Source organism: Streptomyces sp. NPDC045022 (assembly GCF_056432605.1).
This window is the reverse complement of the sequence record NZ_JBWKIR010000018.1, coordinates 111095-123063: the sequence shown is the minus strand read 5'-3', so window position 1 is coordinate 123063 and position 11969 is coordinate 111095. Positions and strand designations below refer to the sequence as shown.

Annotated in this window: 10 protein-coding genes; 5 read left to right on the top strand and 5 right to left on the bottom strand. The window is 73.3% G+C overall.

Features of this window, described 5'->3' with window-relative positions; translation table 11 throughout:
* Positions 1-167: 167 nt before the first annotated feature.
* Both AC07C1_RS28180 and AC07C1_RS28175 read left to right on the top strand, forming a co-directional pair.
* A complete protein-coding gene (locus AC07C1_RS28180; protein ID WP_478943424.1) occupies positions 168-839 on the top strand; it encodes a FadR/GntR family transcriptional regulator in 672 nt (223 codons plus the stop codon).
* A gap of 165 nt (positions 840-1004) precedes the next feature.
* The gene (locus AC07C1_RS28175; protein WP_478943422.1) at positions 1005-2003 is read left to right on the top strand and encodes a PAC2 family protein; all 999 of its coding nucleotides are present in this window, start codon (positions 1005-1007) and stop codon (positions 2001-2003) included.
* 163 nt (positions 2004-2166) lie between these two features.
* On the opposite strand, the gene mshC is transcribed toward AC07C1_RS28175, so the two are convergent.
* The 4 genes from mshC to AC07C1_RS28155 all read right to left on the bottom strand — a co-directional run bounded on the left by mshC (position 2167) and on the right by AC07C1_RS28155 (position 5702).
* Positions 2167-3396 carry a cysteine--1-D-myo-inosityl 2-amino-2-deoxy-alpha-D-glucopyranoside ligase gene (mshC, locus tag AC07C1_RS28170; protein ID WP_478943420.1) on the bottom strand — a complete coding sequence of 410 codons (1230 nt, stop codon included), beginning with the start codon at positions 3394-3396 and terminating at the stop codon, positions 2167-2169.
* Between the two features lie 133 nt (positions 3397-3529).
* A complete protein-coding gene (locus tag AC07C1_RS28165) occupies positions 3530-4369 on the bottom strand; it encodes an SCO1664 family protein (RefSeq protein WP_478943419.1) in 840 nt (279 codons plus the stop codon).
* Positions 4333-4923 carry a DUF3090 domain-containing protein gene (locus tag AC07C1_RS28160; RefSeq protein WP_478943417.1) on the bottom strand — a complete coding sequence of 197 codons (591 nt, stop codon included), beginning with the start codon at positions 4921-4923 and terminating at the stop codon, positions 4333-4335. Before AC07C1_RS28160 ends, AC07C1_RS28165 begins: the two co-directional genes overlap by 37 nt.
* 92 nt (positions 4924-5015) lie before the next feature.
* Positions 5016-5702, bottom strand: a complete 687-nt coding sequence (locus tag AC07C1_RS28155) for a histidine phosphatase family protein (protein WP_478943415.1) — start codon at positions 5700-5702, stop codon at positions 5016-5018.
* A 62-nt stretch (positions 5703-5764) separates the two neighbouring features.
* On the opposite strand from AC07C1_RS28155, the gene corA reads away from it, so the two are divergent.
* The gene (corA, locus tag AC07C1_RS28150) at positions 5765-6760 is read left to right on the top strand and encodes a magnesium/cobalt transporter CorA (protein ID WP_478943413.1); all 996 of its coding nucleotides are present in this window, start codon (positions 5765-5767) and stop codon (positions 6758-6760) included.
* 310 nt (positions 6761-7070) lie between these two features.
* Here the strand turns inward: corA and AC07C1_RS28145 are convergent, their stop codons facing one another.
* Positions 7071-8126 (bottom strand): LLM class F420-dependent oxidoreductase, encoded by a 1056-nt coding sequence (locus AC07C1_RS28145; RefSeq protein ID WP_478943411.1) that lies wholly within the window; start codon positions 8124-8126, stop codon positions 7071-7073.
* A gap of 242 nt (positions 8127-8368) precedes the next feature.
* On the opposite strand from AC07C1_RS28145, the gene AC07C1_RS28140 reads away from it, so the two are divergent.
* Both AC07C1_RS28140 and AC07C1_RS28135 read left to right on the top strand, forming a co-directional pair.
* On the top strand, positions 8369-9352 hold the full coding sequence (locus tag AC07C1_RS28140) for an aldo/keto reductase (protein ID WP_478943409.1): 984 nt from the start codon (positions 8369-8371) through the stop codon (positions 9350-9352).
* Positions 9349-11967: a helix-hairpin-helix domain-containing protein gene (locus AC07C1_RS28135; RefSeq protein WP_478943407.1), complete on the top strand. Its 2619-nt coding sequence runs from the start codon at positions 9349-9351 to the stop codon at positions 11965-11967. The genes AC07C1_RS28140 and AC07C1_RS28135 overlap by 4 nt, the downstream gene beginning before the upstream one ends.
* The last annotated feature ends 2 nt before the right edge of the window (positions 11968-11969 follow it).

The window sequence follows — 11969 nt, the reverse complement described above, 5'->3', positions numbered from 1 at the left end:
ACCGGCCCTGTCCCTGACCAGGGCCGGTGACCGCCGCGGACCGGCCCCCGCCGCACCGGGGCCGGGAACCGGGAGGGGCGGCTCCGCACCGACGGAGCCGCCCCTTTTCCGTGCGCCCGCATAGTGTGGGCTGAGACATCCGATGTCTGGGCGCAGGGAGGCCGGTCATGGCAGTCACCGACGAGGCGATCGAGAAGATCAAGGACATGATCGTCTCCGGTGCGCTGCGGCCCGGTGACCGGCTGCCGAAGGAGAGCGAGCTGGCCGCCGGGCTGGGTCTGTCCCGCAACTCCCTGCGGGAGGCCGTACGGGCGCTGTCGCTGATCCGGATCCTCGACGTGCGCCAGGGCGACGGCACGTACGTGACCAGCCTCGATCCGCAACTACTGCTGGAGGCGATGAGCTTCGTCGTGGACTTCCACCGTGACGACACGGTGCTGGAGTTCCTGGCGGTGCGCCGCATCCTGGAGCCGGCCGCGACCGCGATGGCGGCCACACGGATCGACGAGCGGCAACTGGACGCGCTGGCGGCCCGGTTGGACGCGCTCGGTGCCGAGCCCTCGGTGGAGGAACTGGTCGCCGCAGACCTGGAGTTCCACCGGGGCATCGTGCGCAGCTCCGGGAACTCGGTGCTGTGCTCGCTGCTGGACGGCCTGTCCGGGCCCACCACGCGCGCCCGGGTCTGGCGCGGGCTCACCCAGGAGGACGCGGTCGGCCGGACCCTGCGCGAGCACCGGGCGATCCTGGGCGCGCTGCGCGACCGGGACGCGGAGGCGGCGCGGTCCTGGGCGACGGTGCACATCGCGAGCGTGGAGCAGTGGCTGCGCGGCACCCTGTGATGCTCCGTGCCGAGCGGCCGGGGCTCCTGGTCATCCGGGGGTGTTCCACGGTGGTGAACGGGGCAGTGATCCGTTCACTGGCCCGTGCAAGGGGGCTGCGGGCGCACCCGCCGGACGCCGTAAGGTTGGTGAGTCAAGCGAGGGCACGTCGGAAGGAGGCACTGGGTGATCGAGCTGGAGGGGGTTCCCGAGCTGATCGACCCAGTCATGGTGGCCGCGTTCGAGGGCTGGAACGATGCCGGCGACGCCGCCTCCACGGCGGTCGCGCATCTGGAACGCGAGTGGAAGGGTGAGGTGTTCGCGGCGCTGGACGCCGAGGACTACTACGACTTCCAGGTGAACCGCCCCACGGTGTTCATGGACGGCGGGGTGCGCAAGATCACATGGCCGACGACCCGGCTGTCGGTGGTCCGCGTCGGCGGCGCGAAGCCGCGCGACCTGGTGCTGGTCCGCGGTATCGAACCGTCCATGCGCTGGCGCTCGTACTGCAACGAGCTGCTCGGCTTCGCCCACGAGCTGGGCGTGGAGCTGGTGGTGATCCTGGGCGCCCTGCTCGGTGACACCCCGCACACGCGTCCGGTGCCGGTCAGCGGGGTGACGTCCGACTCGGACCTGGCCCAGCGCATGGACCTGGAGGAGACCAAGTACGAGGGCCCGACGGGCATCGTCGGCGTCCTGCAGGAGGCGTGCGCGCACGCCGGTGTCCCGGCGGTGTCGCTGTGGGCGGCCGTCCCGCACTACGTCTCCCAGCCGCCCAACCCGAAGGCCACCCTGGCGCTGCTCAACCGCCTGGAGGACCTGCTGGACCTGCGCGTCCCGCAGGGGGAGCTGCCCGAGGACGCGCGCGCCTGGCAGGTGGGCGTGGACCAGCTGGCCGCCGAGGACAGCGAGGTCGCCGAGTACGTCCAGACGCTGGAGGAGGCCCGGGACACCGCCGAGCTGCCGGAGGCCTCGGGTGAGGCGATCGCCCGCGAGTTCGAGCGGTATCTGCGGCGTCGGGACGTCAGCCCGCCGGGCGGCCACGCGACCGCGGACGGCGGGGACGGCGGCTCGTACCTGCGGGACAGCCCGAGCGGCAAGGCCCGCCCGCCGAAGCCGGATGCCTCCGGCGGTTCGAAGGGCGACGCCTCCAAGGCCGACGACGAGGACAGCTCGGAGGACTGAGGACACGGAGAGGGGGCGGTTCCCGGCCGGGAACCGCCCCCTCTCCGTGTTGCCGAGGTGCTGCGGAGTGCTCGTCCGAAGTGCCACGATCGACCGTCGGCGGCTGCCGCGCCGTCGTGGCCGATCGCGCAGTTCCCCGCGCCCCGTGGGGGGGCGCAGCTGCCTAGAGCGCCACGCCCAGCAGGGCGTCCACGGCCCGGGTGACCACGCCGGGGGCCCCGGTGTCGGTGCCGCCCTCCTGCTCCTGACGGGCCGCCCAGCGGTCCACGGCGGCGAGGGCCGCGGGTGCGTCGAGGTCGTTCGCGAGCGCCTCGCGGACCTCCTCGACGAGCGCGTCCGCGGACGGGCCGTCGGGCCGTGAGACGGCCGCGCGCCAGCGGCCGAGGCGATCGACCGCGTCCCGGAGGACCTGATCGGTCCACTCCCAGTCGGCACGGTAGTGGTGCGCCAGCAGGGACAGCCGGATGGCGGCCGGGTCGACGCCGTCGCGGCGCAGCCGCGAGACGAAGACCAGGTTGCCCTTGGACTTGGACATCTTCTGGCCGTCCAGGGCGACCATGCCGGCGTGCACGTACGCCTTGGCCATGGGGAACTCGCCGGTGAGCACCTGGGCGTGCGAGGCACCCATCTCGTGGTGCGGGAAGGCCAGGTCGGATCCGCCGCCCTGGACGTCGAAGCTCATGCCGAGGTGGTCGAGGGCGATGGCCACGCACTCGATGTGCCAGCCGGGGCGTCCCCGGCCCAGCGAGCCGCCGTCCCAGCTGGGCTCGCCCTCGCGGGCCGCCGTCCACAGCATCGGGTCGAGCGGGTTCTTCTTGCCCGGACGGTCCGGGTCGCCGCCGCGCTCGGCGGACAGCAGCCGCATGGCGGCCGCGTCGAGGTTCGAGACCTTGCCGAAGTACGGGTCGGACTCGACGGAGAAGTAGGTGTCGCCCTCCAGCTCGTAGGCCGCGCCGAGGTCGCGCAGCCGTTCCACGAGCGGGACGATGCCGGGTATCGCCTCGACGGCGCCTATGTAGTGCTGGGGCGGGAGCATTCGCAGGGCGGTCATGTCCTCGCGGAAGAGGGCCGTCTCCTTCTCGGCGAGGGCGACCCAGTCGACGCCGTCCCGGTCCGCGCGCTCCAGCAGCGGATCGTCGACGTCGGTGACGTTCTGGACGTAGTGGACCTGCCGCTTGGTGTCGAGCCACACGCGCTGAACGAGGTCGAACGCGTTGTAGGTCGCCGCGTGACCCATGTGGGTCGCGTCGTACGGCGTGATGCCGCAGACGTAGATACGGGCGACAGGACCGGGGTCGAGGGTGACGAGGCCGCCGGTCGCGGTGTCGTGGATCCTCAGGTCGCGGCCCTGACCAGGCAGGGCGGGGACCTCGGAAGCGGGCCAGGCATGCATGTACATGAGCCTAACCGGCGCCCAGCCCCGGATACGACAGGATCGGGCCGGATGGCCGGACAGGCGGTCTTGTACATCGGGACGCGATGTGCTCGCCGTGCTCATCGTGCTCGTGCTCGCGCCGGCCGTGCCCTCACACCGGTGGCCAGGGGATGGCGGGCCACTCCCCGCTCGGCTCCGGGTGCCTGCCGGAGGTGAGCAGGGCGTCGACGCGCGCGTGTGTGGCGTCGATCTCGGCCGCCGTGATGAGCCGGGCCAGCCGCCGCCGCAGTGGTCCGCCGAGGGCGTCCCGCAGCCCCCCGAGGACATCGACGGCCTCCGGGGTGAGCGGTTCCCCGGCCCACCCCCACAGCAGCGTGCGCAGCTTGTTCTCGACGTTGAAGGTCACGCCGTGGTCGATGCCGTAGAGCCGGCCGTCGGCGGTGGGCAGCAGGTGGCCGCCCTTGCGGTCGGCGTTGTTGATCACCGCGTCCAGGACGGCGAGCCGGCGCAGCCGCTCGTCGTCGGCGTGCACCAGCAGCGCGGTACGGTCCTCGTCGACCTCGGCGAACCCGATCGCCTTCCAGCCCGGCTCCGGCTCCTCGCCGTCCACCAGGGCGAGCAGCTCCGCCTCGGGGCTCACATCGATCCAGAGCTGGCACATGCCCTCGCCGTACGGCCCGTCGCGCAGCACGGTCGGCGGTACCAGCCCCCAGCCGGTGGCCTCCGAGATCTCGTAGGCGGCCACCTCGCGGCCGGCCAGGGTGCCGTCGGGGAAGTCCCACAGCGGGCGCTCCCCGGCCACCGGCTTGTACACGCAGGTGGCTTCCCGGCCATCGTGGGCAACCGTGCAGAACAGCGCGGCGTTGGACGCCTCGCGGATCCGGCCGCGCACGGTCAGCTCACCCCGCGCGAGCAGCTCGGCGGGGTCCGCTTCGGCCGCCGCCTCGGGGACCGTCACGCCCCCCGGCGGTATCCGTTCTGGCGCGGACATACATGTCCTTCCGGATCGAGCGGGAGGCTGCACAGCGGGCACGGCGGCCGCCCGGCGTTGACGACGTCGAGGGCGCGCTTGGCGAAGGCCCGGGCCTGCGCGCCGGTCAGCCGGACCCGCAGCATCGGGGGCCCGTTCTCCTCGTCCTGGAGCAGCCGCTCCTCGGCCTCCGCGAGGTCCTCCTCGGTGTCGGCGTCCAGCTCGACGAGGGCCTGTGCCTCGACGATCATGCGCTGGTCCTCGCCGTCCCAGGCGAGAGCCATCGTGCCGACGCGGAACTCCTCCTCGACGGGGGTCTCCAGCGGCGCGCTGTCGGCGATCTCCGAGGGCGCCACGGCGGGGACGGCGGCGCTGCCGCCACTACGCCGTACGACCTCGTCGAGCAGTTCGTCCATGCGCTCGGCGAGCGCGGCGACCTGGGTCTTCTCCAGGACCACGCTGGTCACCCGGGGGCCTGCGGTGGCCTGGAGAAAGAAGGTACGGCGCCCGGGCAGTCCGACCGTGCCGGCCACGAAGCGGTCCGGCTGGTCGTAGAGGAACACCTGACGGGACACGTCCTGTCTCCATTGATTTCGAGAGCTTCAGCGGTGCGGGCCATGCGAATACGACGACTGTGTGGATCGCTTCACCCTACTGCGGCCGACGATCACGGTGCGCCCGCACCACCCCCGACCGGTGCGTCGCCCTCGCCGGGGTCGACGCGCGGGGCGAGCGAGGCGAAATCCCCGGTGTCGCCGAGGCGAAGGAGAAACGGCCTGAGGCGGGTGTAGCGGATCACGGTGATGGAACACGGCTCCACGGAGACCCGCTGGAAGAGGTCGAGATGGAGTCCGAGGGCGTCGGCGACGAGGGACTTGATGATGTCACCGTGGGAGCACATGAGGTAGACGGCGTCGGTTCCGTGATCGCGCTCCACGCGCGCGTTCCACTCGCGTACGGCCTCGGCGGCGCGGGTCTGCATGGCTCGCATGGACTCCCCGCCCGGGAAGGCGGCGGCCGACGGGTGGGCCTGCACGACCTCCATCAGCGGCTCGTCCTTCAGCTCGGCGAGCTTGCGGCCGGTCCAGTCGCCGTAGTGGCACTCCCCGATCCGTTCTTCGGTGTGGGCGCGCAGTTCCGGGCGGGCTTCCAGCAGCGGCCGTAGGGTCTCCTGGCAGCGCTGGAGCGGGCTGACGACCACCTCGGAGATCGGCAGGCCCGCGAGGCGGCCGGGCAGCGCGGCGGCCTGCGCGGCGCCGCGCTCGTCCAGGGTTACGCCTGGCGTCCACCCGGCGAGCACGCCGGAGGTGTTGGCGGTGGAACGTCCGTGCCTTACGAGGATCAGCGTGGGCATGCGGCAAGGGTAGGTGTTCACCGCCGTGCGGCGGTGGCGGGGATGAAGGGAGAGTGCGCCGCGTGATCGTGGACTGCGCCATCTACCGGCACGGGCACCGTACCGAGGGCCCGGAGGACCTGTCCGACGCGCTCGAGGAGGCGCGGGCGGCGGGCGGCTTCGTGTGGATAGGTCTGCACGAGCCGTCCGAGCGGGAGTTCGACCTGGTCACCCAGGAGTTCGGGCTGCATCCGCTGGCCGTCGAGGACGCGCTCAAGGCGCATCAGCGGCCCAAGCTCGAGGTGTTCGACGACTCGCTGTTCCTGGTGTTCAAGCCGGTCGTGTACGAACCGGAGAGCGACACCGTCTCGACCGGCGAGATCATGGTGTTCATCGGGGACTGCTTCGTGGTGACCGTCCGCCACGGTGCCGGCTCGCCGCTCGCCGCCGTGCGCCGCCGGCTGGAGGAGGAGCCCGAGATGCTGGACAAGGGCCCCACCTCGGTGCTGTACGCGGTCTCCGACGCCGTCGTCGACCACTATCTGGAGGTCGCGACGGAGCTGCAGACGGATCTGGAGGAGCTGGAGGCGGAGGTGTTCCAGCCGGATTCCGGCGGCTCGCGCAACACCGCGTCCCGGATCTACACCTTCAAACGGCAGGTCCTGAAGTTCCGCCGGGCCACCGGGCCGCTGACCGTACCGATGACCCGGCTGGCCGGCACCGGGCAGCTGGGCGGCGCAGTGCCGTTCGTCCACGACAAGGCGCGGCCCTTCTTCCGGGACGTGAACGACCACCTCACGCGCGTGAACGAGTCCGTGGACGGCCTGGACCGGCTGGTGTCGGACATCCTCTCGGCCCACCTGGCGCAGATGAGCGTGCGGCAGAACGACGACATGCGGAAGATCTCCGCGTGGGCGGCGATGGCCGCGGTCCCCACGATGATCGCGGGGATCTACGGGATGAACTTCGACCACATGCCCGAGCTGCACTGGTTGTGGTCGTACCCGGCGGTGATCCTGGTGATGGCGGTGCTGGAGGTGCTGCTGTACCGCCTGTTCAAGCGGCGCGGCTGGCTGTGAGCCGCCTCGGGCGCGGAGGTGTGCCGACTCGGCCGTAAGAAGGACCACGAGGGTCGTAACCGCGTGGCGCCGGGCGCGTTGTTCCCCGTGACGGCCGTGGCGGGGAAGACCCCCGAGCCCCCACCACGGCCGCTGAACTCCCCCCGCACTACGGCCGTTCGTTTGGATCATGCCGGATCAGGAAGCGGGGCCTGGCGCCGTGCATCGCAAGGCGGAGGAGGGCGTCATGGCGGAGCCATGGCAACCGACGACAACGCGGCGAGGTGCGGTGCCAGGCCCCGCGAGCCCGGCATGATCCAAACGAGAGACCCTAGGCGAGTCCGGCGCGTTCCAGTGCCTCGCTGCCGGCCCGCAGGGAGGCGAGACGCTCGTCGAGCGTGAAGCCGGCGGGGGCGAGGCTGAGGGTGGTGACCCCGGCGGCGGCGTAGGTCTTCATCCGGTCGGCGATGCGGTCGACGGAGCCCAGCAGCGTGGTCTTGTCGATGAGGTCCTGCGGGATCGCGGCCGCGGCGCCCTGCTTGTCCCCGGACAGGTACTTCCGCTGGATCTCGGCGGCCTCCTTCTCGTACCCCATGCGCTGCGCGAGCTGGTTGTAGAAGTTCTGCTTGGCGCTGCCCATGCCGCCGACGTACAGCGCGGTGTAGGGGCGGAAGGTGTCGGCGAGGCGGGCCACGTCCTTGTCGTCGCCGACGGCGAGCGGCAGCGTCGGGCACACGTCGAAGCCGTCGAGGGTCCTGCCCGCCTTCTCCCGGCCCGCGCGCAGGTACTTGAGCGTGGTGTCCTCGAGGTGCTCGGCGGCGGGGAAGATCAACAGCGCGCCGTCGGCGATCTCGCCGGTCTGCTCCAGGTTCTTCGGGCCGATCGCGGCGATGTACAGCGGGATGTGCTCGCGCTGCGGGTGCACGGTCAGCTTGATCGGCTTGCCGGGGCCGCCGGGCAGCGGCAGCGTCCAGTGCGCGCCCTCGTACGTCAGCCGCTCCCGGGTCATCGCCCTGCGGACGATCTCCACGTACTCGCGCGTGCGTGCCAGCGGCTTGTCGAACTTGACGCCGTACCAGCCCTCGGAGACCTGCGGCCCGGAGACGCCGAGGCCGAGCCGGAACCGGCCGCCGGAGAGGGAGTCCAGTGTCGCCGCGGTCATGGCGGTCATCGCCGGCTGCCGGGCCGGGATCTGGAAGATGGCCGAGCCGACGTCGATGCGTTCGGTCTGCGCGGCGACCCAGCTGAGCACCGTGGCCGCGTCGGAGCCGTAGGCCTCGGCGGCCCAGCAGACGGAGTAGCCCAGCCGCTCGGCCTCCTGCGCGACGGCCAGATTGTCCCCGTCCATTCCGGCACCCCAGTAGCCGAGGTTGATCCCGAGCTGCATGGCCATTTCCCCTTACCCGTGAGTAACGTCCCTGTGGCGCAGACCTTAGCGCGGGGGTGCGGGCGGGGGGCAGGGCGCGGCCCCGACAGGGAGCGGGATCACGCGTCCTGAGCAGGCCCGCCGAGTCGCCGGGAGCAGTCCCGACGAGGTGTCCGGTGCAGGCCCGAGGCGTTGCGCGCGCAGGCCGAGGAGTTATCCACAGGCAACCCACGGCAGCAGTTCCGGCCAGTAATCTCGCGGGCATGGAGCAGAGGCATCTCGGCCGTACCGGCCTGCGCGTGTCCCGCATCGGACTCGGCACCCTCACCTGGGGCCGGGACACCGACGAGCACGACGCCGCGGACATGCTGAAGGCGTTCTGGGAGGCCGGCGGCACCCTCGTCGACACCGCCGACGTGTACGGCGACGGAGAGGCGGAGCATCTGCTCGGGCAGCTCATGGACGGGCTGGTACCGCGCCGGGACCTGGTGGTCTCGACCAAGGCCGGCAGCGTCCCCGACCCCGACCGCCGGTTCGACGGCTCCCGCGGCCATCTGCTCACCGCGCTCGACGCCTCCCTGGCCCGCCTGGGCACGGACTACGTCGACCTGTGGCACATCCACGCCTTCGACCACCGGACCCCGCTCGAGGAGACGCTCCACGCCCTCGACCTGGCGGTCAGCAGCGGCCGGGCCCGGTACGTCGGCGTCTCCGACTTCTGCGGCTGGCAGCTCGCCAAGGCGGCCACCTGGCAGCTCGCGGCGCCGGGCACCCGCACGCGGCTGGCCGGCACGCAGATGGAGTACTCGTTGCTGCAGCGGGGCGTGGAGCGCGAGGTGCTGCCCGCCGCGCTCGATCTGGGGGTCGGCCTGCTGCCCTCCTCCCCACTCGGCCGGGGCGTGCTGACCGGCAAGTACCGGCACACCACTCCCCCGGACTCGCGCGGCGCCTCCGAGCACCTGGCGCCGTTCGTCGAGCCGTACCTCGACGACACGGCGGCGCGCATCGTGGACGCGGTGACGACGGCCGCCGACGGGCTCGCGGTCACGCCGCTGCAGGTGGCCCTCGCCTGGGTCCGGGACCGGCCGGGCGTGGCCGCGCCGATCGTCGGCGCGCGCAACGCGCAGCAGCTCACGGCGGCATTGTCAGTGGAGGCCCTTAGTCTTCCTGACGAGATCTGCCGGGCGCTGGACGATGTGTCGGCGCCCGTGCACCGCTATCCCGATCACGACTGGAGCACGCTGTGAGCACGGAGCCGGAGACCACGGAGGAAGCCGGGCCGGGGACGCCGGACATCCCGGAGGCCGCGGGGCGGGAAGCCGTACCCGGGGAGAGCCGCCGTGCGGACGACGGCGGTACGGCGGAGGACACCGAGGCCGCGGCCCCGGAGACAGCCGAGCGGGCCGACAGCACCGACAGCGCCGAGAGCACCGGCGACGACACCGACGAGCGGGACGCGGAGGGCACGGACGGCACGAAGGACGCGGACGGCGCGGATGGCGTGAACCGCACCGCCGGCGCGGAGGACGCGGACAGCACCGAGAGCACGGACCGTGCGGAGGACGCGGACGGCACGGCGAACGCGGGGGACGCCGGGAGCCCGGAGGACGCGGACGGCACCCAGAGCACGGACCGTGCGGAGGACGCGGACGGCACGGCGAACGCGGGGGACGCCGGGAGCCCGGTGGACGCGGACGGCACCCAGAGCACGGACCGTGCGGAGGACGCGGACGGCACGGCGAACGCGGGGGACGCCGGGAGCCCGGAGGACGCGGCGGACCCGGAGAGCGGGGAGAGTGCGGGGGCCGTCTCCTCCGGGGGCGGTGCCGCCGCGGCCGAGTTGTCCGAGGTGGAGGCCGAGTTGGCCGCCCAGCGGGTGGAGCGGGAGCGGATCGAGCGGCGCAAGGCCGAGAAGCAGGGCCCCATCGAGAGCGGCACCAAGCTCAGCGGCAAGGCGGCCGACCTGCTCGCCGCGGTACGCGCCGTGGAGAGCGGCGAGAAGCCGGTGGCCACGGTGTTCACCGAGCCCACCCCGGCCCCGCGCCGCCCGGCCCCGGAGCCCGTGCGCCGGCCGCAGCCGGCCCCTGCCGTCGTCGCCTCCGGTGCGCCCGCACCGGAGGCCGTGGAGGCCGTGCGCCGGGTACTGACCGAGGGCGGCGCGCCCGAGGCGCTGGCCGCACGGGTGGCCGCGGATCTGGGTGGTGCGGGCGCCGCGCTGCGGGAGGACCCGTGGCGGCTGCTCCGGGTCAGCGGGGTACGGCCCGAGCAGGCCGACGGCTTCGCGCGGGCGCTTTTCGGCGCCGCCTGCGGCCCGGACGACGAGCGGCGGGGCCGCGCGTTGACCGTCTGGCTGCTGGACCAGGCCGCCGTGGCGGGTCACACCGCCCTGGAACTGCCCACGCTCACCGCGGCACTCACCCGGCAGGGCGTGCCCGATCCGGACGCCGCGGTGCAGAGCGCCCTCTCGGAGGGCGAGGCCCTGATGTTCCAGGACGCGCTGGAGGAGCCCGGAGCCCCGGCTCCGGTCCCGGCCCCGCAGGAGGAGGACACCGAAGACGGCGACGCGGAGCGGCCGGTCCGGGTCCTCGTCGGCCTGGAGCGGTACGCGCTGGCGGAGGAGAGCCTCGCGGACGGCCTGGCCCGGCTGGTCAACTCACTGTCCAGGGATGCCGAGCAGGCCTGGGAGTCAGCCGCCTCCGGGGTGTCCGGCGGCGCGGCCGAGCTGGTCCGCGCGGTCGCCGGGCACGGCCTGGTGCTGCACACCGGCGGCGAGGCGGCCCGCGCCGAGCCGGCCGCGCTGCTCGGTGCCGCCCGCGCCGCGGGTCTGCGGGCCTTCGCCGCCTGCCACACGCCGGACGGCCGCCACCGCTTCGCGGCGCTGCTGGGCGAGGAGCCGGCGCAGCAGAGCGTGGGCACGGTCGCCGGTCTGCTGTCCGGCGCCGAGGGCCCCGGCCGGGACACGGAGGGCGCGCTGGAACTCGATCTGCTGATCGTTCTGGACGCGCCCCAGCTGGACGTGGAGGGCGCCGCGATGCTGGTGGAGTCGCTGCCCGACGGGGCCCGGCTGGTGCTCAGCGGCGACCCCGCGGTGCTGTGGTCGGCCGGACCCGGCCGGGTCTTCGCGGACCTCCTCGCCGCCCGCGCCTGCCCCCGGTTCGTCTCCCGCATCCCCGACCCCGGTCCGCTCGGCGAACTGGTCTCCGGTGTCGGTGTCGGCGAGCTGAACCAGGTGGAGGCGCCGGGCAAGGAGATCGTCATCGTCCCGGTGCGGGACGCGGGCGAGGCGGTGCACCGGACGGTGCAGCTGGTCGCGGACTCGGTTCCGCGGGCGCTCGGCGTCCCGGCGGAGCAGACCGTGGTGATCACCCCGGGTCACGGCGGCGCCGCGGGCACCCGCGTCCTCAATTCCGCCCTGAAGGAACGCCTCAACCCCGGCCCGGGCCGCTTCGGCGGCTTCGACCCGGGCGACCGGATCGTCTACTCCCCCGCGCCGGGCCGTTCGGTACCGGGCGCGGTGGTGCAGGCCGACGCCGACGGGCTGCACCTGACGTGCGCGGGCGTTGCCGTCGTCGTACCGCCGGAGCGGGTGGACAGCCGGGTACGGCACGGCTGGGCGCTGACCGCGCACCAGGCGGTGGGCCTCCGCTGGCCGGCGGCGGTCGTGGTGCTGCCCGGCGACGCCGCGCAGGCCATCAGCAGGCCCTGGGTGTACACCGCGTTCGGCCGGGCGGAGCGGCACCTGTCCGTGGTCCACGGGGTGGAACAGGCACTGCCGAAGGCGGTCGCGGAGATCCCGGCCAAACCCCGCACGACCCGGCTCCAGACGCTGCTGCGCACCCAGGTCCCGACGGCGGCGGGCTGAGA

Excerpts from the sequence above, each read along its gene's own strand:
- AC07C1_RS28180 (WP_478943424.1), top strand. The coding sequence starts at position 168 with ATGGCAGTCACCGACGAGGCGATCGAGAAGATCAAGGACATGATCGTC.
- mshC (WP_478943420.1), bottom strand. The coding sequence starts at position 3,396 with ATGCATGCCTGGCCCGCTTCCGAGGTCCCCGCCCTGCCTGGTCAGGGC.
- AC07C1_RS28165 (WP_478943419.1), bottom strand. The coding sequence starts at position 4,369 with ATGTCCGCGCCAGAACGGATACCGCCGGGGGGCGTGACGGTCCCCGAG.
- AC07C1_RS28155 (WP_478943415.1), bottom strand. The coding sequence starts at position 5,702 with ATGCCCACGCTGATCCTCGTAAGGCACGGACGTTCCACCGCCAACACC.
- AC07C1_RS28145 (WP_478943411.1), bottom strand. The coding sequence starts at position 8,126 with ATGCAGCTCGGGATCAACCTCGGCTACTGGGGTGCCGGAATGGACGGG.
- AC07C1_RS28140 (WP_478943409.1), top strand. The coding sequence starts at position 8,369 with ATGGAGCAGAGGCATCTCGGCCGTACCGGCCTGCGCGTGTCCCGCATC.